General features: G+C 37.0%; 19 protein-coding genes. 18 read left to right on the forward strand and 1 reads right to left on the reverse strand.

Features of this window, described 5'->3' with window-relative positions; genetic code table 11:
- Positions 1 to 66: 66 nt before the first annotated feature.
- The 13 genes from dnaN to J2Z38_RS04270 all read left to right on the forward strand — a co-directional run bounded on the left by dnaN (position 67) and on the right by J2Z38_RS04270 (position 12,610).
- Positions 67 to 1,179, forward strand: coding sequence for a DNA polymerase III subunit beta (gene dnaN / locus J2Z38_RS04210; protein WP_209772812.1), 1,113 nt, complete (start codon positions 67 to 69; stop codon positions 1,177 to 1,179).
- A gap of 4 nt (positions 1,180 to 1,183) precedes the next feature.
- Positions 1,184 to 1,390, forward strand: a complete 207-nt coding sequence (locus J2Z38_RS04215; RefSeq protein WP_209772813.1) for an RNA-binding S4 domain-containing protein — start codon at positions 1,184 to 1,186, stop codon at positions 1,388 to 1,390.
- The gene (gene recF, locus J2Z38_RS04220) at positions 1,390 to 2,490 is read left to right on the forward strand and encodes a DNA replication/repair protein RecF (protein WP_209772814.1); all 1,101 of its coding nucleotides are present in this window, start codon (positions 1,390 to 1,392) and stop codon (positions 2,488 to 2,490) included. Before J2Z38_RS04215 ends, recF begins: the two co-directional genes overlap by 1 nt.
- Positions 2,471 to 4,372, forward strand: a complete 1,902-nt coding sequence (gene gyrB, locus J2Z38_RS04225) for a DNA topoisomerase (ATP-hydrolyzing) subunit B (protein WP_233463484.1) — start codon at positions 2,471 to 2,473, stop codon at positions 4,370 to 4,372. Before recF ends, gyrB begins: the two co-directional genes overlap by 20 nt.
- 9 nt (positions 4,373 to 4,381) lie before the next feature.
- Positions 4,382 to 6,829 carry a DNA gyrase subunit A gene (gyrA, locus tag J2Z38_RS04230; RefSeq protein WP_209772815.1) on the forward strand — a complete coding sequence of 816 codons (2,448 nt, stop codon included), beginning with the start codon at positions 4,382 to 4,384 and terminating at the stop codon, positions 6,827 to 6,829.
- Positions 6,822 to 7,127, forward strand: a complete 306-nt coding sequence (locus tag J2Z38_RS04235; RefSeq protein ID WP_209772816.1) for an STAS domain-containing protein — start codon at positions 6,822 to 6,824, stop codon at positions 7,125 to 7,127. Before gyrA ends, J2Z38_RS04235 begins: the two co-directional genes overlap by 8 nt.
- Before the next feature lie 2 nt (positions 7,128 to 7,129).
- On the forward strand, positions 7,130 to 7,471 hold the full coding sequence (locus tag J2Z38_RS04240) for an ATP-binding protein (protein WP_209772818.1): 342 nt from the start codon (positions 7,130 to 7,132) through the stop codon (positions 7,469 to 7,471).
- Positions 7,464 to 8,237 carry a SigB/SigF/SigG family RNA polymerase sigma factor gene (locus tag J2Z38_RS04245; protein ID WP_209772820.1) on the forward strand — a complete coding sequence of 258 codons (774 nt, stop codon included), beginning with the start codon at positions 7,464 to 7,466 and terminating at the stop codon, positions 8,235 to 8,237. Before J2Z38_RS04240 ends, J2Z38_RS04245 begins: the two co-directional genes overlap by 8 nt.
- On the forward strand, positions 8,237 to 8,416 hold the full coding sequence (locus J2Z38_RS04250; RefSeq protein ID WP_209772821.1) for a hypothetical protein: 180 nt from the start codon (positions 8,237 to 8,239) through the stop codon (positions 8,414 to 8,416). Before J2Z38_RS04245 ends, J2Z38_RS04250 begins: the two co-directional genes overlap by 1 nt.
- An 86-nt stretch (positions 8,417 to 8,502) precedes the next feature.
- Complete coding sequence (locus J2Z38_RS04255) at positions 8,503 to 9,678, forward strand: iron-containing alcohol dehydrogenase (protein WP_209772822.1); 1,176 nt, start codon at positions 8,503 to 8,505, stop codon at positions 9,676 to 9,678.
- Between the two features lie 7 nt (positions 9,679 to 9,685).
- A complete protein-coding gene (locus tag J2Z38_RS04260; RefSeq protein ID WP_209772824.1) occupies positions 9,686 to 9,985 on the forward strand; it encodes an AraC family ligand binding domain-containing protein in 300 nt (99 codons plus the stop codon).
- Between the two features lie 133 nt (positions 9,986 to 10,118).
- The gene (locus J2Z38_RS04265; protein WP_209772826.1) at positions 10,119 to 11,438 is read left to right on the forward strand and encodes a DUF438 domain-containing protein; all 1,320 of its coding nucleotides are present in this window, start codon (positions 10,119 to 10,121) and stop codon (positions 11,436 to 11,438) included.
- 110 nt (positions 11,439 to 11,548) lie between these two features.
- On the forward strand, positions 11,549 to 12,610 hold the full coding sequence (locus J2Z38_RS04270) for a zinc-ribbon domain-containing protein (protein WP_209772829.1): 1,062 nt from the start codon (positions 11,549 to 11,551) through the stop codon (positions 12,608 to 12,610).
- Positions 12,611 to 12,893: 283 nt separating this feature from the next.
- Here the strand turns inward: J2Z38_RS04270 and J2Z38_RS04275 are convergent, their stop codons facing one another.
- Positions 12,894 to 13,823 carry a hypothetical protein gene (locus J2Z38_RS04275; RefSeq protein WP_209772830.1) on the reverse strand — a complete coding sequence of 310 codons (930 nt, stop codon included), beginning with the start codon at positions 13,821 to 13,823 and terminating at the stop codon, positions 12,894 to 12,896.
- Positions 13,824 to 14,061: 238 nt separating this feature from the next.
- Here J2Z38_RS04275 and J2Z38_RS04280 point away from each other — a divergent pair, with 238 nt between their 5' ends.
- The 5 genes from J2Z38_RS04280 to J2Z38_RS04300 all read left to right on the forward strand — a co-directional run.
- Positions 14,062 to 15,933: a peptidoglycan amidohydrolase family protein gene (locus tag J2Z38_RS04280; protein WP_209772832.1), complete on the forward strand. Its 1,872-nt coding sequence runs from the start codon at positions 14,062 to 14,064 to the stop codon at positions 15,931 to 15,933.
- A 179-nt stretch (positions 15,934 to 16,112) separates the two neighbouring features.
- The gene (locus J2Z38_RS04285) at positions 16,113 to 17,090 is read left to right on the forward strand and encodes a DMT family transporter (protein ID WP_374045214.1); all 978 of its coding nucleotides are present in this window, start codon (positions 16,113 to 16,115) and stop codon (positions 17,088 to 17,090) included.
- A 392-nt stretch (positions 17,091 to 17,482) separates the two neighbouring features.
- Positions 17,483 to 19,708, forward strand: coding sequence for an ABC transporter substrate-binding protein (locus J2Z38_RS04290; protein ID WP_209772834.1), 2,226 nt, complete (start codon positions 17,483 to 17,485; stop codon positions 19,706 to 19,708).
- 588 nt (positions 19,709 to 20,296) lie between these two features.
- Complete coding sequence (locus tag J2Z38_RS04295; protein ID WP_209772836.1) at positions 20,297 to 22,492, forward strand: ABC transporter substrate-binding protein; 2,196 nt, start codon at positions 20,297 to 20,299, stop codon at positions 22,490 to 22,492.
- A gap of 176 nt (positions 22,493 to 22,668) precedes the next feature.
- A partial coding sequence (locus J2Z38_RS04300) for a transposase family protein (protein WP_209772838.1) occupies positions 22,669 to 23,037 on the forward strand: 369 nt, incomplete at its 3' end.

Below are 23,037 nucleotides of genomic sequence, written 5' to 3' on the forward strand. Positions count from 1 at the left end.
ATATCCACATTTATACAGGGCCTACTACTAATACTACTAAGTTTAAATAATAGTTAAGGAGCATCCATGAAATTTGAAATTAAACAAAAAGAACTAATGAAAGCCCTCTCGATAGTAAATAGGGCAGTATCCAAATCTACCAATATCCAAATCCATGAATTAATATACTTTTCTACAGAAAATAATAGACTTTCAATGACTTCCTTTGATGGAGAAATCTCTATCAAAACTCTAGCAGATGCCAAAATCCTGGAAGAAGGGGTCATGGCAGTGAAGGCAGACCTCATTACTAATATTATAAGAAAGCTTCCAGACGAGTTAGTAAAGATAGAATTGGATTCTGGAAAGATTAAGATTTCTTGCAAGAGATCGAACTTTAACCTTGTTGCCTTTGAATATTTTGACAAGGAAGAAATCAAGGTCCCAGATGCAGTGGCCCTTTCTATAGATAATGACAAGCTAAAAAGATCAATAAGCCAAACAGAATTTGCCACAACCCTAGATGAGACCAAGCTTGCCCTAACAGGCATCCTCTTTGAACTAAGGGAAGGGGCTTTGAATATGGTAGCCCTTGATGGATATAGGGTGGCCCTAAAGAAAATCAAGCTAGATTATCCGGGAGATTTTGAAAACACTGAATACATCATACCAAAAAGATCTCTTTTGGAATGGTCAAGGATAGTTTCAGATGAGTCCAAGACTTCTTTATATAGGAATGAAAACGACCTAATGTTTGTATCTGATGATACTACTATGCTATGCAAGGTAATAGACAAAAACTTTATCGATTACAGAAATATCATCAACGATATTTCAGAAACATCAGTTATAGTAGAAAAATCTGCCCTAAATGCTGCCCTTGATAGGGCCCAAGTTTTATCTGACCCAGGCAGGGCAAACCTAATTCGTGTTAATATCGAAGATAGGGTCATGACCTTAAGATCAAATTCTGAAATCGGAGATGTAAAGGAAGTTATAGAAATAGACCAAGAAGGCGAAGGCCTAGATATAGCCTTCAATGCAAAATATATGCAAGATGGGGTAAGGGCTTGTGACAGCGAGAAAATCAAATTGAATTTCAAATCAAGCCTAAATCCATGTTTAATTTACCCAACAGATTCCAAACACGAAGGTGAGGACTATACTTATTTGGTTCTCCCAGTAAGGCTTGCTAGGTAAAAAGATGGAAATATTAGAATTTGAAACAAGTGAAATAAGGCTCAAAGACCTCCTAAAGGCAACTAATTTGCTACCTTCGGGAGGCTTTGCCAAGCATATAATAAGGGAAGAAGGCGTCCTTATAAATGACCAACCTTGTTATATAGCAGGTAAGAAAATCCACCCAGGAGACGAGGTCGTCTTTGATGGTGTGAAAATAATAATCAAATAATGTGGATTCAGGATATAAAATTATACAATTTTAGGAATTATTTTTACGAGTCGGTAGTTTTTAATGAATCGACCAATATCTTTATTGGCGACAATGCCCAGGGCAAGACAAATTTACTTGAGTCTTGCTACTACCTAGCCAATGCCACATCCTTTAAGAAATTAAGGGATAAGGACATCATAAATTTTGGCCAGGAAAAGATGGAAATCTCAGGCACCATCAGGAAGGGGCGTTCCTTCAAAAAAGTCCTAATCAGGGTAGAAGGAGCCGATAAGAATATTTTTGTAAATGAAGTAGAATATAAGAGGAACAAAGATTTAAAATCACTCTTTAAACTAGTCTTATTTACACCAGAAGACCTAAGCATTATCAAGGAAGGACCCAATCTCAGACGAGATTTGTTGGATGAGATAATCACATCCATTGATTTTTCCTATGCCAGGGTCAAAAAAGACTACGATAAGATTTTGTTCGCTAGAAATAAACTACTAAAGAATAAATCGTCCTCATATTTTAATGAGCAACTCGATGCCTTTGATAAATCCTTAGTCAAGGAAGGCTATAAGATTTACAGGTCAAGGCTCAAGTTTGTTAAATATGTAGAAAAATATGCCCAGGAATTTCAAACGGCCCTCACAAAGGGAGCTGAAAAGCTAGAAATAGACTATCTTCCAGATATAAATGCAGAAAGTTTAGAGGAATTTTATAAGGTTTTCAGGGCAAAAAGAGATGAGGACCTAAGATACCAAAGTACCCAAGCTGGCATCCACAGAGATGATATAATAATCAAAATAAACGGAAAAAACACCAGGCTCTTCGCCTCCCAAGGCCAACAGAGATCGGCTATTATTAATATAAAGCTCGCCGAAGTCAAGCTTTTGAGGGAGATAAGTGGGGATAGGGCTGTGATTTTGCTTGATGACGTGTTTTCGGAATTAGATGAGACTAGGAGCAAGTTTCTTTTAGAAAATCTAGCCGATTACCAAACTATAATCACAGCTACCAATACAAAAAGCTTGGAAAATGTTTCGGCTGATAAGATTTCCTATATTAAGGATGGCAGGATTAGAAAGGATAAGTATGACAGAAAACAATTATGATGCTGGTAATATCAGGGTCTTAGAGGGACTAGAGCCCGTTAGACTAAGACCTGGTATGTATATAGGCTCAACAAGCTCAAGAGGACTCCATCATCTTGTTTACGAGGTTGTGGACAACTCAGTAGACGAGGCCCTAGCTGGTCGTTGTGACTACATAAAGGTAGTGATTGACAAGGATAATGTGGTAACAGTAGAAGATGACGGATCAGGTATTCCAGTTAAAGAACACCCAACAACCCATAAATCAACCCTTGAAACAGTTCTTACAGTCCTCCACGCAGGTGGTAAGTTCGACGACTCTGCCTACAAGGTTTCCGGAGGTCTCCACGGAGTTGGTGTATCAGTAGTAAACGCCCTTTCAGAATACTTAATAGCAGAAGTAAAAAGAGACGGCCACATCCACAGGATGGAATTTGCCAGAGGCGAAGTTACAAAAGATATAGAAGTGATAGGTGATACAAGCGAGACCGGCACAAAAATCACCTTTAAACCAGATGCGGAAATTTTTGATACAGTAATTTTTGAAAGACAAATCTTAGAAAATAGGTTCAGAGAAATGGCCTTCCTTAATAGGGGAGTGGAAATACGTTTTGAAGACCAAAGAGAAGACTTCAAGACCTCTTTTAAATTCGATGGAGGAATCTCAGAATTTGTTAGCTTTTTAAACCGCAACAAGGACCCAATAATGGAAATGATTCCTCACTTTGATGGGGTCCAAGAAGGGGTTGAAGTTGAATTTGCCTTCCAATATACAGACGGCTATAGCGAAAATATTTTATCCTATGCTAACAATATCCAAACTCCAGAAGGCGGTACCCACCTTTCAGGCCTTAGAACATCTTTAACAAGAACTGTTAATGACTATGCTAGAAAATATAATTTCATAAAAGACAATGAGGATAACCTTCAAGGCGAGGACATCAGAGAGGGTATTACAGCTATCATTTCTGTTAAGATTTCTGACCCACAATTTGAGGGCCAGACCAAGTCTAAACTTGGAAACTCAGAGGTAAGGGGAGTTGTGGATTCTTATGTATCAGAACACCTCACAGCCTTCCTTGAGGAAAACCCAAAACCAGCCAAGTCTATAATCGACAAGGCCCTTGCGAGTAGGCGTGCTAGAGAAGCTGCAAGAAAGGCAAGAGATCTCACAAGAAAAAGGTCAATCCTTGATTCTGCAACACTCCCAGGCAAGCTTGCTGACTGCCAATCTACAGATATTGGCGAGAATGAAATCTTCATAGTCGAGGGTAATTCTGCGGGCGGATCTGCTAAGGGTGGAAGGGACAACAGAATCCAAGCCATTCTCCCACTTAGGGGCAAAATTATGAACGTAGAAAAGGCCCACCTAGATAAGGTTTTAAATTCAGAAGAAATTAAAAATATGATAACAGCCTTCGGTACAGGCATTGGCAAGGAATTTGACATATCAAAACTCCGCTACGGCAAGATTATCATCATGACAGATGCGGACGTGGACGGGGCCCACATTAGGACCTTGCTCCTCACCTTCTTCTATAGGTATATGAAAGATTTGATCGACCAAGGCCATATCTATGTTGCCCTTCCACCTTTATACAGGATTAGCCAGGGCAAGAAGGAAAGATATGTATATTCCGACGATGAAAAAGATAAGTACATCAAAGAACTAGGCGATCAGACATTTAAGATTAACAGGTATAAGGGTCTTGGTGAGATGAACGCCGAACAACTTTGGGAAACAACTATGGACCCAGATAGGCGTGTACTATTGAGAGTTGAAGAAGATTTGGAATCAACAACCACAGACGACACCTTCTCACTATTAATGGGAGAAAAAGTTGAGCCTAGACGTAACTTTATCCAAGAAAATGCCAAGTACGTTACAGATATAGACGTATAGGAGGCTTAAATGACAGAAAATCAAAACATAATTAATATAGACCTCGAAAAAAAGATGAAGACATCTTATCTTGAATATTCGATGTCTGTAATAGTATCAAGGGCCCTACCGGATGTCCGTGATGGACTAAAGCCTGTTCACAGGAGAATCCTCTACGGCATGCAACAGCTAGGCCTTGATCCAAATAAACCAACCAGAAAATCAGCCAGGGTTGTCGGTGATGTAATGGGTAAATTTCACCCACACGGTGACTCTGCAATCTACGATGCCCTAGTAAGGCTTGCCCAAGATTTTTCAACAAGGTACCCACTAGCCCAAGGCCAAGGTAACTTTGGTTCTATAGACGGCGATCAAGCTGCAGCCATGCGTTACACAGAAGTAAGGATGAGCAAGATTGCCAAGGAGATGCTTAGGGATATAAACAAGGATACAGTAGACTTTGTTCCAAACTTCGATGGCGAAGAGATGGAGCCAGCAGTCCTTCCTTCAAGGTTTCCAAATCTTTTAGTCAATGGGTCAAATGGTATAGCCGTAGGTATGGCAACCAACATGGCCCCTCACAACCTAGGCGAAGCAATCGACGCTTGCGTTGCCTATATGAGAAATCCAGAAATTGATGTTGATGAGCTTATAAAAATCATTCCAGGACCAGATTTTCCAACCGGAGCTTTGATTCTAGGCAAGTCTGGTATCAAAGACGCCTACACAACAGGCAGGGGCAAGATTAAGCAAAGAGCAGTAGCGAGAATCGAGCCTTTCAAGAAAAATAGGGAAAGAATTATAATTTCAGAAATTCCTTACCAAGTAAATAAGGCAAGGTTAATAGAAAAAATTGCCGACCTTGTTAAGGAAAAAAGAGTAGACGGTATTTCTGATATCAGAGATGAATCTGACAGGAAGGGTATGAGGATAGTTGTTGAAATCAAGAGAGATTCCAACGCAAATATTGTCCTAAACAACCTCTACAAATACACCCAATTAGAAAACACCTTTGGTATCATAAACCTAGCCTTAGTTAATGGTGAGCCAAAGATTTTAAACCTCAAAGAACTAATCGAATACTATGTTGACCACCAGAAGGAAGTTGTAACCCGCAGGACCAACTTCGACCTATCAAAGGCCCGCGAGAGAAAACACATAGTAGAAGGTTTAATTATAGCAATCGACCACATAGATGAAATTATCAAAATCATCAGGTCATCTTATGACAATGATCAAATCAAAAAGATTTTCTTTGACAAGTATAAATTATCAGATGCCCAATCTCAAGCCATTTTGGATATGCAATTAAAACGCCTATCAGGTCTTGAAATTGAAAAGCTTAATGCAGAAAATAAGGAACTTGCAGAAACAATTGAATACTTGCTTTCAATCCTAAATTCTGAAGAAAATCTTATAAACCTAATTATCGATGAAATTAGTGAAATTAAGGAAAAATACTCAGATGAAAGACGTACAAAGATTGTCCCAGATGAGGGAGAATTTGATGTAACTGAACTTATCGAAGAAGAAGATGTTTTAATATCCCTAACAAAGGATGGTTACATCAAGAGACTTCCTATAGATACCTACAAGGTTCAAAATAGGGGTGGTAAGGGAATAGCCGCTGGCAATACCAAGGAAGGCGACTTTATCAAAAAGATAGCAACAACTAATACCCACGAAGACCTCTTATTCTTCACATCCTTTGGTAAGGTCTATTCGCTTGAAGCCTACAAGATTCCAGAAGGATCTCGTACTTCTCGTGGCCAGGCTATAATAAATATCCTAAACCTAGAGTCGGGCGAAAAGATTACAGAAATGATTACCCTTTCTGAACTTGGCAAAAATAGCCAACTAGTCCTTCAAACCCAAAACGGTCAAATCAAAAAGACCGATGCAGAAAACTTCACCAATATCAGGAGAAACGGCATTATAGCAATTTCTCTAAGAGAAGGAGATAAGCTAATTTCTGTAAGACAGATTGAAAAGGACGAAGAATTAATTATTTCAACCCAAAATGGTATGACCATTCAGTTTAATACAAAAGACGTAAGGACCATGGGCAGGACTGCTGTAGGTGTTAGGGCCATCAGACTTGATGAGGGCGATGCAGTTGTAAGTATGAATATCAAGGGCGAAGAGACCTATCTTTTAGTTGTAACAAGAAATGGCTTTGGTAAGAAGACATCTTTCAACAACTTCAAGAACCAAAACAGGGGCGGCAAGGGCGTAAGGTGCCACAAAGTCAACGATAAAACAGGAAAAGTTGTTGACACCCTCCCAGTAGACCTTGATACAGATATAATGATGGTATCTAAAAAAGGTGATATGATTAGACTAGCAGCTAGGGATGTTTCAACTACAGGTAGAAGTACCATGGGTGTTAAGCTTAAAAACCTCGCAAGCGAAGGTGATGCTATAGTTTCAGTCACAACCTATGACAATATGTTGGAAGATGAGGAAAAAGATGTTTGAAAGTAAGATCTACGACAAGGAAAAATTTCTCCTAATAGAAGTAAAGGGCGATCTTGATATCTATTCAGAAGACGAATTTAGAAGCTTTATCGAAAAGGAAATCGAAGGGGCTGATAAGGATATGGTCATAGACATAAAAGACCTTGACTACCTTGATTCTACAGGCCTTGGACTTTTTATGAAAGTTTATAAAATCGGCAAGGAAAAAGACAAGACAGTTTCTATAATAAATCCAAAAGAAAATATCCTCAAACTGTTTAAAATTACAGACTTAACAGATGTCTTCAATATGGAGTAGCAATGGATAAGATAAGTATAAAAATACCCACCAACAAAAAATACCAAAAGTCAGTGAGACTTTTTGTGGCAGGCCTTGGATCAGAAATGGGTTTTAATATAGAACAAATCGAGGATTTGAAGGTCCTAGTTAGCGAGGCTATTAACTACAAGATGGGCCAAGATGGTTTAAATTTAAACTTTCTTGTAGGGGAAGACTCCTTATCTATAGAAGTTAATGGCAAGGATAAAAATGACGATACAAGAGCCCTTGCAATGAGAGATGCAATCCTTGCTGCTCTTGCGGATGAAATTGAGACCGAAGGCGAGCTTTTGAGAATAACAATGAGGAAGACTCATGCCTAAGCCAAATGCCAGCCAAGAGTATAAGGACGAAATAAATAAAAAGTTTGAGGAATTCCACAAGACCCGTGATAAGAAACTTAGGGATGAACTGATCGAAGAGCACATGTATATAGTTGATATTTTATCTAACAAGTACGTGGGCAAGGGAATAGAAAAAGATGACCTCTACCAGGTGGCAAGCCTAGGCTTAATTAATGCTGTAGACCGATTTGACCCATCTAAGGGCTATGCCTTTTCATCCTTTGCAACCCCAACTATAATGGGTGAGCTAAAGAGATATTTCAGGGACAAGGGCTGGGTCATAAGGGTGCCAAGGCGTATCCAAAACCTTTATAAAAAGATAAATGTGGCCAAGAAAGTCCTACCCCAAGAACTCCAAAGAGTCCCAACCATAGCTGATATTGCAGACTATCTGGGAGAAGACGAGGAAACCATCCTTGAAACCATGGAAGCAAGCAAGGTCTACACTCCTCAGTCGCTTGATATGAAATACACAGTCCAAAAAGGGGAAAATGCCATTGACCTTTCAGAGATAATCGGCGAAGAAGATAAGAATTTCGATTCGATTGAGCTAAAGGATTTGATAGAAAAATCAAAGGAAAGGCTAACTGACCTTGAGAAAGAAATCCTAGAACTCAGGTACTACGAGGGCAGGACCCAGGTTGATATAGCAGAAAGCTTAGACATCAGCCAGATGACTGTATCAAGACTTGAAAAAAAGATTTTGAACAAATTTTCTATAGAATTTGAAAGGATGGCTGAATAATGGAAAAAAATAAGAAAGCCCATCTTCTAATCGGTCTTAGCCTCTTAATCCTAGCCTTAGTTTTAGGCCAGGGATCTGCAATTCCTGATATGGCAAGAGGCCTTGTGACAGGTCTGGGACTTGGGTTTTTAATCCTAAGCACGGGTATAGAAGATAAGTGCAAAAGAAAAAATATTTAAATATAAGGCTCTTTCCAGAAATGGGAAGAGTTTTTTTTGGGAAATTTGATAAACTGGGTAAAAATTAGTAAAAGAGAGGAGTTTTTATGAACAATTTTACTTACGACATCGGAACAAGGATTCATTTTGGAAGGGACGCTTTAGATTATATAGGGAAAGAGGCAAAAAAATACTCAGACAAAATCCTTTTGACTTACGGTGGTGGGTCAATCAAGAAAAATGGAGTCTATGACAAGGCTATAAAAGAGCTTGAGGACGCAGGGATTGAAGTTTTTGAACTTTCTGGTATTCAGCCAAACCCAAGAATAGACTCTGTCAGAGAAGGAGTAAGGATAATCAAGGAAAATAAAATTGGGGCCATCCTTGCTGTTGGCGGAGGGTCAACCATAGACGCAGCCAAATTTATGGCGGCAGGTGCCTGTGCTGATTTTGACCCTTGGGAATTTATCTCAGAAGGAAAGCCAATGAGCCCAGCCATCCCACTTTTGACAGTCCTAACCATGGCTGCAACAGGATCTGAAATGGACTGTGGCGGTGTAATCACAAATCCAGAAACTAAGGAAAAATTATCCTCAGGCCATGCCGATACTAGGCCAAAGGTATCTTTCCTAAATCCAGAACTTACCTACACAGTGCCAAAATTCCAAACAGCAGCAGGTTCTGCAGACATTTTATCCCACATTTTTGAAACCTATTTCAACATTGATGGAACAATGTTTATGCTTGATAGGATTATGGAAGCCTTGATGAAAACTGTCATCAAATACGGACCGATAGCCCTAAAAGACCCAGAAAACTACGAAGCTAGGGCCAACCTCATGTGGGCATCATCTTGGGCCATCAATGATTTTATTTCAGATTCGAGCAAGGCAGCCTGGACAGTTCACCCAATCGAGCACGAGCTTTCAGCTTTTTACGACATAACCCACGGCCTTGGACTTGCAATTCTCACACCAAGATGGATGGAATATTGCCTAAGCGAAAAAACAGTCCATAAGTATGTAGACCTTGGAGTAAATGTATTTGACCTTGATAAGGAAGGGGACCCTATGGAAATTGCAAGGCAAACAATAGAAAAAGTTAGGGAATTTTTCTTTGAAGACCTAGGCCTTGATTCAAACCTCAGAAAAATCGGAATAGATGAAGAACATTTTGAAGAAATGAGCATCAAGGCATGTGGCAAGGCCGGAGTCAAAAAAGGCTTCATAGACCTAAAGCCAAGTGATGTGAAGAAGATCTACCAGATGTGCCTCGAAGACTAGGACAAATATGAAAGTTTATAATATTTTCGACAATTTGGTCTTTTCTAAAGATAGGGAAATTGAAGAAACAATTTTTGAAAATGACCAGGTGAAGATAATCAGGATTTGCTCTCTTGACCAGGCCACAGATTTTTACGACCAAGACCAGTTAGAGATTGTAAAAATTGTTAGAGGCAGGGCGAGGCTTGAAATTGAGGGGGAGGTGTTAGACCTCAAAGAAGGGGACATCCTCCCAATCCATCCCCACAAAATCCACAGGGTCTTAAGCCAAGATAAAACTATTTGGCTTTGTATATTTGTAAAATAAATTCACGCTAAAAGACTAATATCGGATTTTATAATTCTTTATTGGTCTTTTTTTGCAAAAATTTCAAATTTTGTAACAAAAGTTACTGATAATCATTATCTAATGCTATATAATATTATTAGGAGTGATAAATATGATAATTGATATAAATAAAACTGTTTATGAACTGATAAAAGATAATGATAAATTAAAAGACGACCTAATAAGTGTGGGCTTTACTGCCCTTAATAACCCGCTTATGGTAAAAAGTTTAGGAAAATCTGTCTCCATTAAGCGCGGAGCCAAGATGATGGGGATTAAAGATTATGAGATTAAACTAAAAGCAATGGGCTATGAATTAGTTGATTCATCAGAAAATCCGGAAGTTTTGGAGAGGAAAAAATTAATTAAATCTTACCTTCAGAGATTGTCATCTGGCGAAGATTTGGAATCTGTTAGGGAAGATTTTAAGAAAAGTTTTGAGGGCGTTTCTTCTTCAGAAATTATGGATGCCGAAGAAGAACTTTTAGGGGCTGGCATGGATAAGGCCGAGGTTAGAAAGCTCTGTGATGTTCATTCTGCCTTATTCCATGGTGAGACAGAAAGTGAGAAAAATCCTTCTACCTACGAGGAAGGTTCATTTTTGGATTATTTTGCCAAGGAAAATGATAAAATCAAAGAAATACTTGAAAATGTAAAAAAGTCCCTAGAAAATGACCAAGACCTAGGAGAAGATATCTACAAGGTCTTTAACCATTACAGGAAAAAAGGCGACTTAATTTATCCAATCCTAAAGGCCAAATACAATAAACCAGGCCCATCAGATGTCATGTGGGCAGTGGATATTGATATAGCAAATAATTTCAAAAAAGCTATTAAACTTAATAAAAAAGACCTGGCTCTAGAAACCATAAAAAGAGCTGAGGAGATGACCTATAAGGAAGAAAATATCCTCTATCCTTTGGCCTTTGAAACAATTAGCCATGAAGATTTTGACCTGCTTTTCAAAGATCTTGGTGACTATGATCACGACCTTGTTTCCTACAAAAAAGCGGAAAATAAAAAAATAAATGAATACACAGATGGATATATAAATTTTGCCAAGGGTAAGATGAGAGTTGACCAATTAGAGGCCATGCTTGATACTTTAGAAATTGAAATAACCTATGTTGACGAAAATGACATAAACGCCTACTACAACGACCACAAAGGGAAAAAAGCCTTCAAAAGACCAGAAACATCCCTAGGCAGGGAAGTTTACTCCTGCCATCCACCCCAAGTAGAACCGATTGTAAGGGGCCTAATCAAAGAATTCAAGGCAGGAAGTAAAGATTCTCTAAAACTTGTGAGAAATATAAAAGGTAGGGACTTTGCCATTTCCTACTATGCAGTAAGGGATAAGGATGGGGTCTACAAGGGAGTTGTCGAAACAGTCCAAGACCTAAGTTTCTATAAAGAATATCTTAATAAATAAAAACCAGACCGACTAGGATTTTAGTCGGTTTTTTAAGTGCAAATTTATAATTTATGATATAATAATAACAAGACTAGATATTAATGTAAAAAAACCAAGGGAGGAAATATATGATTTGTAAAAAATGTGGCCAAGAAAACAAAGACGGGGCCAAAGTCTGCGAGTCCTGCGGGGCAAGTCTTGTAGAAGATAATAATGAAAAACAAAAGATAAAAATCTCTAAAGAAGAAAGTAGGAAGCGTACAGAAAGACAAAGGCAAAGATCAAAAGACAGGGACCTAATGACCTACGGCCTAATCCTAGGATCCGTAATGGCATTTGCAGTTATTTTTATAGTCCTATCTTATTTCTTTAAGCTCGGTGCTCAAAGAGAAATGGCTAAAAATAATAAGCAAGAAACAGCCATAGAAGAAAATGTAGAACTTTATGAAAAGGCAATTACAACCAGCCAAGAAAAGATAAAGGCGAAAGACTACAAGAAAGCCATAGAAATATTAAAAGCCATCCCAGAAGAAGCTAGCGATTATTATAAAAAAGCCCAAGAAAAACTTGATGAAATCGAAAGCCTAGTTATAGAAGACATCAAAAAGGCAGTTACAGATGAGGACTACAAAGAAGCAAGAAAACTTGCCAACACATACACAGACCTCTTGCCAGAATCAAAAACTCTAGCAGATATTAAGGAAAAATTAAAAGGCGAAAATATAAGCCTAGCTGACCTTGGCCTAGAAGAAGAAAAAACTGATAAAAAAGAAGATTCAGAAGAAAAAACAAGCAAAGATACAGAAGAAGATAGTGATAAATCTAGCGAAAAAGACGCAAAAACAGATAGCAATGAAGACGCCAAGGAAGCCAGAGCCAACAGGAGAGAATTAGCAGAAAAATATGACCTTGAACAACTAAGGGCAACAAACTCCTACGGCCAAAACGGCAACCCAGCCTACACAGACATTTACAAAGAAGCAGACTTCCTAAACAAAGACCTAAAAATCGACGCCAACATGGGAGAAGTCAGAACCGAACCAAACTTAAACTCAGGAGTATCAGGTTACGTCAACAACGGCGATAAAGTCCACTGCGAAGAAGTAGTAAATGACGGAGGCAGATACTGGCTAAAAATAGAAAAGGGCTGGATATCTTCAAAATTAATAACAGGTGAATTCAGGGACTAAAAATAAAAGCTCAGTAGAAACGCTGGGCTTTTTGCATTAAAAAGTTATGGTAAAATGCTCACAATAATCTAAAGAATTGAAGATGTATCTGAACTTGAAGAGGAAGAATGAATTTAGGAAAATATCGTTAAGATTTAATAAAAAAAGAGAAAGTTTACAAAGCTTTTATAGGCTTTGCTATGGCATTTTTGGGACTAGGGAGTTTTTATTACAAGAAAATCTGATAGTTACTCTAATTACAAAAAAGACGAGAAAAATTTCCCGTCTTTTTACTTGTATTTTTTTAATTTTCTCCAGTATAAAGTGTTGATGCCCCTGGGTAGAGTTTGCCTAGTTCGTCAAAGATTAGTCCAATGTCTCCAAAGCCTGTTTCTTCTAGGCGTTTTTGGGCACGGGTATAGGCTAGGTCTATGTCCTTGTTTGGTATTTTTTCTACGATTTTTTTGTCAAATTCGTAGTGGTTAACCATGGCATCTTTTAGGGCTTCGTAGTCTCTTTCGTTAGAGCCAAATTTGATTAGATCCTTGTAGTCTTCTGGATCTGCTGCACCAGTTTCTCCGTCTTCTTCGTCTGAACTTCCTGTTAGGATCTCTGTTGCCATTTTTACATAGTCGTCATAGTAGGCTAGTGGATCTTTTTCGTAGGCTTCGTGGAAGGCATCTTCGATTTCCTTGTCGGTGAAAGACCAGATTTCGTTGTAGTCTGCTCCATTTTCTACCATGAGGTTTCTTTCCCATTCAAATTTGTCTCCGATTAAATCATCTGTAGATTTTTTCCAGTAGTATTTTGATTCTATTGATTTTAGTGGGAATTTGAGGGATTTGTCTGGATATTCATTTGCTAGTTCTTGGAAGAAAAAGTCTTTTACATCCCAATAGCCTGTCCTTTCGCTCATTTTCTCACATTTTTTGTAAAGTTTTACGAGGTCATCTCCGTCTAGCTTTCTAGCAAGTGATGGGGCAAATTCACCCATATCTACCATTAGTTTTTTTAGGTTATCTCCATTTGCTTGCCATTTTTCGTTTTCTGTTGATTCATCAGCAGTTTTTTCTTTCTTATCTTCTTCTTTTTGTTCTTTTTCTAAGTCGACCTTGCCATCTAGGGCCTTGGCTATGGTTTCTTCTGAAACTTTGGACTGAGGAAGATCAGAGTCCTTGCATCCTGTTATTACAAAGCCTAGGGCGAGGGCTAGGATTAGTGCTTTTCTATTCATATTTCCATCCTTTTTTATTTCGGTTTTAATAAGTTTATATATTCCATCATACCATTTTTGCAAGTCTTTATAAAGTAGACCTTCAAAGTGTAGGAAACTTTCAAAGAATTTTTGAAATTATTACAAAATTGTAACCTTTTTGTTGCATTTTCCCTTAAAATATTATATAATAGGTATAGATTTTATAATAGTGAAGAAATGTCTGTAATTAAATTGTAATAAAGAGAGGTAAAAGACAATGAAAAAAATTAATAAAACTGTCCTGCTCGCCTCGACATTATTTATAACTTCCGCTATCAACCTAGCTGATAATGCCTATGCTAATGAGGATGAAAAATTATTTGTCAAAGAGAGCGTGGATAAGTTTAGCGAGGATAGTGAAGCTGTTGATAAAAACCTGGAAATAGTTCCAAAGTCATACACAAACCTAGATGTTGTTGATAATAACCCAAGTGCTGATAATACTGAAGCTCTTGCTAAGGATGCAAATAAGCTTTCTGATAATTCTAGTGACCAAGCTGTATTGGAAATTCCTGGTGAAAATTCTGAAGAAAATACAAAAGACGAAAATACAACAAATGAGAGAATTCCTGGGGTTGTTTATTATGATAACAAGAACCTGGATGAAATTATCAAAGAAGCGAATAATACTTCTAGAGAAGTTAGTGAGCTTCAAAACGAACAAACAAATTTAGGCGAAGAAAATTATTATACAGGTAATGCTGGTGGTTATTTTGTAAAAAACAATAACAAACTTAACTATTATAAAAATAACAAACTAGTTAAAAACGCCAATATCATGGTAAATGGTAGGATTTATAGGGCTGGCAAAACTGGTACTATTTCAAAACCTAAAAATAGATGGCTAAATATTGGCAATGACATATATTACAACGACCAAAATGGCAATATCCTAAAGGGAATTAGCCAAATTGGAAATCAAAAGTTTTATTTCTCAAATGATGGAGTCCTTCAAAGAAATAAAAAAATCATCACCGAAGGTGTTTACTACGAGGTAGATAGGGTAGGTAAGATGAATACTGCCCCAAATAAGTGGGTAAATGTCAACAATACTGTTTATAGAACATTAGCTGACGGCAAGTTTGCCAAGGGTGTTACAAGAATTGGTAATAAGGACTATATGTTTGATAAGGATGGAGTTCTTCAAAAAAATAAGAAGATGATCCTTTCAAATAAATATTATGAAGTTGACCAAACTGGTGTTGTTACCAACCCTAAGAACACTTGGTTTGCACTTGATGGCATAACCTATAGGACTTTGGCTGACGGTTCTCTAGCTAAGGGAGCGGTTGAGATTAATGGTAACTCCTATGTTTTTAACTATAATACAGGGGCTATGATAACTAATAGGCCTTCAATTACCAATGGTCAATACTATAGTATTGATGACAAAGGTATAGCAACAACTGTAAAAGAAGATTGGGTGACATTCGAAGGAAAGACCTTCCACACAAATTCTTCAGGTTATGTCCAAAAAGGTCTTTGGGAAATCAACGGCAACCTATATTGCTTTGATAACAATGGAATGGTTGTTAATTCTACATTCAAGCAAAATGGTATAATATATAAGACTGATGAAAAGGGAATAGCAACAATTTCTGGTTACGAAGTAGTAGGTGATAGAAACATCGACTCTGTAATGGAATGGATGTTTAAGGCTAAAAATAGCGGTATGACCTACCATATGGGCCACCTAAGAAAAACAGAAAAAGCAGCTGACTGCTCTTCTGCAGTATTTAGGGCCTTGATTTATGGAGGATTCTTAAAATCAGATGCCTATGTAGGCAACACAGAAACCCTATTTTCTATGGGAGATAAGGGGGATATAATGTATGAAATAAGCCCAGATGAGATTGATTACGGCGATATTTTCGTAGCAGGAATTCCAGGCAAGTCACTAGGCGAAGGCGGCCACACAGGCTTTATCTTAAATAAAAACCAAGATACAATTGTCCACATGAATTACTCAGGCAACGGCGTAACAGTAACACCTAGAGTAGGTAACATGGGCGATAGGTCAGGAAGACCTGTAAAATATTACAGACTAAAAAATGCAAAGTCTAACAGGATGTATGTAAACAAAATGTAAGATAAATATTAGGAAACTAGGCAAATCTTGCCTAGTTTTTTTGTGGGTATTTTTTAAAATTAGATCATAAAATTCTTTTGATTTTCCTTTTAATATAAAAAATATTTAAAAACTCAACATTTCGGGTATGAATACAAGGTACATGTTTTTTAATGAGAAAAGAATAAAAAGGAGAATATATGAGTGAACAAAAAAATAATATTCAAAAAATGAGTAAAAAAAGTCTCTTAGGAAAGGTCCTACTTTTGATAGTGGCCATCCTTTGGGGGTCTTCTTTAACTGTAGTTAAGGTTGCCCAAGAGACCTTTAGACCAAATATGATTTTAGCGATTAGGTTTACAGTATCAGCCCTAATCCTATCCATAATTTTTTGGAAAAAATTAAGAGAAATGACTAAGGACGACCTAAAAAGCGGCCTTATAATAGGTATATTTTTGTTTTTGGCCTATTCAGTTCAAACCATTGGAGTTGGCTACACAGATCCAGGTAGGTCTGCCTTCTTGTCAGCTTCTTATTGCGTAATCGTGCCATTTTTGGCCTGGTTTGCTATGAAGAAAAGACCTGATAAATTTAATATAATAGCCGCAGCCTTTACTATAGTAGGAATATATTTTGTATCAATGGCTGGTGGTGATGGCGGATCAGTCTTTGACCAAGGCAAGGAAGCTATCATGGGAGATGGTTTTGCCCTCCTATCAGGACTTTTATTTGCAGCCCACATAGTTGCTGTAACCAAGCTATCCAAGGACAAGGACCCAATATTGATGACTATTCTTCAATTTATTATGGCTGCTGTCCTTTCTATAATAGTAACTTTGGCCTTTGAAGATAATTCTGCCATAGTTTTGACTAAAAAAGCAATCCTTGAAGTAGGCTACCTTGCCGTAATGTGCACAACTGTGGCCCTTCTCTTACAAAATATTGGCCAAAAATTTGCTACAGCATCATCAGCTGCCTTAATTTTGGCAACAGAATCTATATTTGGTATCTTAATCCCAGTCTTTATGGGAATTGAGTCCTTGACCAGAAATAAGATTATAGGATTCATCTTAATTTTTATAGCTATCCTTATATCTGAAACCAAACTATCTTTCTTAGGCTTTGGTAAGAATGAGGAAAGTGAAAAATTAGAAGAAAAAGAAAAGGTCAATTCTTGATTATAAAAAATATCAAAATCCCAGTTCAAACTGGGATTTTTTCTTGCCATTAAAGAGCAAGTTTGTGTAAAACTTTGTGAATATCTTGATTTATGCACAAATCTTTAAAATAATTTGTGAATAATATACTATAAAAAGAATAATACTTTTTTGATTTTGATAAAAATGGACAAATGATTTCCTACTTATGATAATGAGGTTTATCACTCTAAATCCTTATCAAAAAGTGAAAGAAGATACAAATAAAATAACATAGTTCTTGATATTATGACAAAACGATGAATAAATATAAAATACAATAAAAATAAATGCAAAAATAGGCCTTGACAAAATCACGTTATCAGAATAAAATAATAAACTATAAAAGCTAAATAATTTTTAGGGGGAAAACAATGAAAATGAAAAAAATATTCTCGACCATGATGGCTCTTGGCCTTGCAGCAACACTAGCTGCCTGTGGTGGAGAAGATGCTAAAAAAGATGATGCTGCTGATAAGAAGGACGATCAAGCAGTAGATAAAGCGGACGATAAAAAAGAAGACGACAAAGACGCAAAAGATGCTGACGAAAATGCTCTTTCTGATGATGAAAAGGCAGAATTAGAAGGATTTGAAAAACAAACCGCAGATGATACCCTTGTAGTAGGTACATCTGAAATGAGTGGGGACTTTTACGGTTCCTGGTCAAATAACTCTTATGACGTTAAAGTTAGACGTTACATAGGTACAGAAGGTAACAATGCCTACTTAACTATGGTTCAAGACGAAGGTGGCAAATGGCAAGCAAATATGACTGTTCTTGAAAAAGAACCAGAAACAGTTAAAAACGCTGATGGTTCAGAAACAACTACTTTCACAATTAAAAAAGATTTGAAGTGGTCAGATGGACAGCCTATCACAGCTGATAACTACTTATTTGACATGCTTTTCCATACTTATCCATCTTATCAATTGGTAACTGGAGCTTTCACTATAGGTTCGGATTCTGTTAAGGGCTATGAAGCCTATAAAGCAGGCGATGATGATAAGTTTGAAGGTCTTGAAAAAGTTGATGATTACACATTTAAGGTAACAACTGATGCTTCTTATTTGCCTTATTATGAATCTGCCTTCTTAAAACAAGTGATGCCTTTCCCAATCCACGCTATCTCTGATAATATAGCAGTAGCTCCAGAAGGAAATAAGATAGTTGCTAAAGATGGCTATAAGCCAACAGAAGAAGAAAAGAAAAAATATATAGAAAATATTGACGCTCAAATAGCTAAATCAAACGAGGAATTTAACGAGCAAACTCCAGCTCCAGCTGATGATGCTTCAGAAGACGAAAAGAAAGCCTATGATGAGGCTAAAAAAGCTCAAGATGAAAAAGTTAAAAAACTTGAAAGCCGTAAATCAGGCGATATTGATGCAACAAGCATGCTCATTGAAGAAGCTATGCAAAAAGAATTCAATGAATATAGGATTAAGCCAACAGTTTCTTGTGGACCATACAAGTTTGATTCTTATGAAAACAACATGGCTAGACTAAGCCTAAACGAAAATTATGCTGGCAACTTCAAGGGCGAAAAAGCAACTATTCCACATGTAATAGTTCAATATGTAAATAGTAAAATTGCAATCGACCTACTTGAAAATGGTGACATTGACCTTTGGGAATCAGAAGCTGAAGGTGCTCTAATCGATCAAATGAGAGCTGCAGCAGATGAAGGCAAAATCGGTGGCTACAATACATTCGAAAGAAATGGTTATGGTAATGTAGTATTCTTAACAGACAGGGGAGCTACAAAATATAAAGAAGTTAGACAAGCTATTGCCCACCTAATGGATAGGAACTCTTACGTCCAATCATTCGCAGGCGGTTATGGTGTAGTTACAAATGGTATGTATGGTACCAGCCAATGGATGTACAAGGAAAGAGGAGCTGACCTAGAAGCAAGCCCAGACTTTAATAAATACACCCTAAACCTAGACAAGGCCAATGAATTATTAGATGCTACTCCTTATAAATTTGAAAAAGACGGCAAGACACCTTGGGATAAGGCAAAAGCTGATGAAGAATATTCTAAAAATCCAGATGGTTTTGACTATTATAGGTACGATGAAAATGGAAAGAAACTCCAAGTTAACCAATACGGTTCTGATGAATCTCCAATCACAACCCTAATCTCAAACCAAGTACCAGTAAATGCTAAGCAAGTTGGTATGGAATACAATGTAACAGCTGGATCTTTTGCTACCCTCCTTGATTACTACTATCACCCAAAAGATGACGCTGAATATACTGTATTTAACATGGGCTTAAGCTTTAGTACACCATTTGATCCATGGTACCAATACAACTCTAAGGGATCTGACAACATGACAAGGACCAACGATCCAAAAGCCGACGAACTAACTGTTAAGCTACGTCAAACAGATCCAGAAGACAAGGAAGGCTACCTAGATAATTGGGAAGAATTTGAAAAATGGTATAACGACTACCTACCAGAAATCCCACTTTATTCAAACCAATACCACTCAGGTTATACAAAGAGGGTAAAAGGCTTTGATATCAACACACCAGTTTGGGAATCTGAATACCAAATCAATGCAATGAGCCTAGATAATAGCAATAAATAGCACCCTAACTAAATTAAGTACACAACAAGGCAAGGAAATTCTCCTTGCTTTTGTTGTGGGAAATTTTTTGACAAGCCAATTCAAATTTAAAAATAAGACTGGCATATAAGAAGATTGGAAGAGAGAATTGAACTAAAGATTAAAAATGAAATCAATATTGATTTTGAAATTAAATAGAAAAGAAAACCTAATTGACGGAAGAAATAAGAAAGTTAAATAAAATAGAATAAAATTTAAATAAAACTAGAGGAGGGTAAATACCAGGCAAAATTTCGAAAATATAGTAATTATTTCTTGTATATTATTCATGTAAATTCATTTTGGAAATTAGGCCTAAATTAGCCTGGAATTTTGATTTTAGAAATTATTGATGGGTGTAAGTTCGTTATATGTTTAATCAGGTAGAGAGATAAGCAAAACTGAAAGAACTTCCATAAAAAATTAACAAAGTTCTTGAAAAGTTGACGAAATATAAGAATAATTATTCATAAAACTGAAAAGCTAAACGCTCTAAAACTTGACAAAGACGGTTTAATAGGATAAAATATTATACTATAAAAAGTTACTTAATTTTTAGGGGGAAAACTTATGAAAATGAAAAGAGTATTTTCATCACTTATGGCTCTAGGCCTTGCAGCAACCCTTGTTGCATGTGGTGGAGATAAGGCAGAAGATGCCAAAGAAAAAACAGACGATAAAGCTGCAGAAGCTCCAGCTGATAACAAAGAAGCTCCAGCTGAAGGTGAAGAAGCAAAAGACGATAAGGCAGAACTTGAATCTTTCGACAAACAAACTTCTGACGACACACTTGTAATCGGTGCTGTTCAAGAGTTTAACGGTGACTTCCTACAAGGTTGGACAAACAACTCTATGGACGTTAAAGCTAGAAGATTCCTAGGAATCGAAGGAAACAACGGATATGGTACAGTTGTTCAAGACGAAGGTGGTCAATGGATTAACAACATGACCATTCTTAAAGAAGAACCAAAAACAGTTAAAAATGCTGATGGATCTGAAACAACAACCTACAAGATTAAAGAAGACCTAAAATGGTCAGATGGTACACCAATCAACGCTGATAATTACCTATTCGGTTCACTTCTTCACACCTATCCATCATACCAATTAGTAACAGGTTCAACATCAATCGGTGATGACCCACTAATGGGATATGAAGCATACAAAAACGGTGACAAAGACACATTTGATGGTCTTAAAAAGATTGATGACTACACATTTAGCGTAACAGTAGACGCATCATTCCTACCATACTACGAAGAAGCAGCTCTTAGAGGATATGGTCCATACCCAATCCACGCTGTAAGCGAAAACCTTGCTGTAGCTCCAGAAGGTAATAAAATCGTAGCTAAAGATGGTTATAAACCAACAGAAGAAGAAAAAGCTAAATACATCGAAAACATCGACGCTCAAATCGCTAAGAATAACGAAGTATTTGAAGAAGAAAATCCAGCACCAGCTGACGATGCAAAAGAAGATGAAAAGAAAGCATACAAAGAAGCTAAAAAAGCTCACGATGAAGATATAGCCAAACTTGAAAAGAGAAAAACAGGTGATGTCGACCCAACCAGCATGCTTATCGAAGATGCTATGCAAAAAGAATACAATGAATACAGAATCAACCCAACTGTAACAGCAGGACCATACAAGTTCGATTCATTCGGAAACAACATGGTTAGAATGAGCATCAACGAAAACTACGCTGGCAACTTCAAAGGAGAAAAACCAACCATCCCACACGTAATTCTTCAATACGTAAATAAAAATATCGCAATCGACCTACTTGAAAATGGCGACATCGATATTTGGGAAGCTGAAGGTGAAGGCCCACTAGTAGACCAAATGAGAGCTGCAGCTGACGAAGGCAAAATCGGTGGCTACAACACATTTGAAAGAAATGGTTATGGTAACGTAACATTCCTAACAGACAGAGGAGCTACAAAATATAAAGAAGTTAGACAAGCTATCGCTCACCTAATGGATAGAAACAACTTCGTACAATCATATGCTGGTGGTTACGGTGTAGTAACAAACGGTATGTATGGTACAAGCCAATGGATGTATAAGGAAAGAGGAGCAGATCTTGAAGCTAACCCAGAATTCAAGAAATATCAATTAAACCTTGATGAAGCTAACAAACTTCTTGACCAAACACCATTCAAATTCGAAAAAGATGGTAAAACTCCATGGGATAAGAAAAAGGCAGATGAAGAATTTGCTAAAAATGCTGATGGTTTCGATTATTACAGATATGACGAAACTGGAAAGAAACTTCAAGTTAACCAATACGGTTCTGACGAATCTCCAATCACCACACTTATTTCAAACCAAGTTCCAGTAAATGCTAAACAAATTGGTATGGAATACAACGTAACAGCAGGATCATTTACAACCCTACTTGATTACTACACTAACCCAAAAGAAGATGCAGAATACACAGCATTCAACATGGGTACAGGATTTGGTACACCATTTGATCCATGGTACCAATATAACTCTAAGGGATCTGACAACAAGACAAGGACAAACGATCCAAAGGCTGACGAACTTACAGTTAAACTTCGTCAAACAGATCCAACCAAGAAAGAAGAATACCTAGATAACTGGGAAGCTTTCGAAATGTGGTACAACGACTATCTACCAGAAATTCCTCTATACTCTAACCAATACCACACAGGTTATACAAAGAGAGTTAAAGGATTCGACATCAATACACCAGTTTGGGAATCTGAATACCAAATCAATGCCATGAGCATCGAAAAATAAGAATAATTTTAAAAAGGCAGGGCCAGATGGCCTTGTCTTTTTTGGGTTCTATAATAAATCGTGTTGGTAGAAGTAAATGAAACTTCTGTCAGCACGATTTTTTAGTAAAAAAAGAAGACATATTTAATCATTTACCCTATAATTAAATCAGCTACAAATTAAAAAGGAGATTAAATATGTCTAACAATTATTTTATTACAAAATTACTGAATATCAAAGATAAGAACCTTAATTTTTCTGATGGAATATATCACAAAGTTATTAAAGGTGTAACCCATACAATTCTAACAGCTAAATTAAAATATTCTAATCAAGTTTGCCCCCATTGTGGTTCCAACCATAATCTAATTAAGTACGGATTTAAATCATCTATTGTAAGGTGCTCTAGGGCAGGTGATCATCCTGTACTAATTGATTTAAAGAAGCAGAAAATGTTTTGTAAATCTTGTAATAAATACTTCTTACTTGAGTCTAAAATAGTTGATAAACATTGTAATATTTCTAATCAAGTAAAAAAACACATATTTGCTGATTTAACTAAAAAA

This window comes from Anaerococcus degeneri (genome assembly GCF_017874475.1).
Taxonomy (GTDB): domain Bacteria; phylum Bacillota; class Clostridia; order Tissierellales; family Peptoniphilaceae; genus Anaerococcus; species Anaerococcus degeneri.

Excerpts from the sequence above, each read along its gene's own strand:
- dnaN (WP_209772812.1), top strand. The coding sequence starts at position 67 with ATGAAATTTGAAATTAAACAAAAAGAACTAATGAAAGCCCTCTCGATA.
- J2Z38_RS04215 (WP_209772813.1), top strand. The coding sequence starts at position 1,184 with ATGGAAATATTAGAATTTGAAACAAGTGAAATAAGGCTCAAAGACCTC.
- recF (WP_209772814.1), top strand. The coding sequence starts at position 1,390 with ATGTGGATTCAGGATATAAAATTATACAATTTTAGGAATTATTTTTAC.
- gyrB (WP_233463484.1), top strand. The coding sequence starts at position 2,471 with ATGACAGAAAACAATTATGATGCTGGTAATATCAGGGTCTTAGAGGGA.
- gyrA (WP_209772815.1), top strand. The coding sequence starts at position 4,382 with ATGACAGAAAATCAAAACATAATTAATATAGACCTCGAAAAAAAGATG.
- J2Z38_RS04235 (WP_209772816.1), top strand. The coding sequence starts at position 6,822 with ATGTTTGAAAGTAAGATCTACGACAAGGAAAAATTTCTCCTAATAGAA.
- J2Z38_RS04240 (WP_209772818.1), top strand. The coding sequence starts at position 7,130 with ATGGATAAGATAAGTATAAAAATACCCACCAACAAAAAATACCAAAAG.
- J2Z38_RS04245 (WP_209772820.1), top strand. The coding sequence starts at position 7,464 with ATGCCTAAGCCAAATGCCAGCCAAGAGTATAAGGACGAAATAAATAAA.
- J2Z38_RS04250 (WP_209772821.1), top strand. The coding sequence starts at position 8,237 with ATGGAAAAAAATAAGAAAGCCCATCTTCTAATCGGTCTTAGCCTCTTA.
- J2Z38_RS04255 (WP_209772822.1), top strand. The coding sequence starts at position 8,503 with ATGAACAATTTTACTTACGACATCGGAACAAGGATTCATTTTGGAAGG.
- J2Z38_RS04260 (WP_209772824.1), top strand. The coding sequence starts at position 9,686 with ATGAAAGTTTATAATATTTTCGACAATTTGGTCTTTTCTAAAGATAGG.
- J2Z38_RS04265 (WP_209772826.1), top strand. The coding sequence starts at position 10,119 with ATGATAATTGATATAAATAAAACTGTTTATGAACTGATAAAAGATAAT.
- J2Z38_RS04270 (WP_209772829.1), top strand. The coding sequence starts at position 11,549 with ATGATTTGTAAAAAATGTGGCCAAGAAAACAAAGACGGGGCCAAAGTC.
- J2Z38_RS04275 (WP_209772830.1), bottom strand. The coding sequence starts at position 13,823 with ATGAATAGAAAAGCACTAATCCTAGCCCTCGCCCTAGGCTTTGTAATA.
- J2Z38_RS04280 (WP_209772832.1), top strand. The coding sequence starts at position 14,062 with ATGAAAAAAATTAATAAAACTGTCCTGCTCGCCTCGACATTATTTATA.
- J2Z38_RS04285 (WP_374045214.1), top strand. The coding sequence starts at position 16,113 with ATGAGTGAACAAAAAAATAATATTCAAAAAATGAGTAAAAAAAGTCTC.
- J2Z38_RS04290 (WP_209772834.1), top strand. The coding sequence starts at position 17,483 with ATGAAAATGAAAAAAATATTCTCGACCATGATGGCTCTTGGCCTTGCA.
- J2Z38_RS04295 (WP_209772836.1), top strand. The coding sequence starts at position 20,297 with ATGAAAATGAAAAGAGTATTTTCATCACTTATGGCTCTAGGCCTTGCA.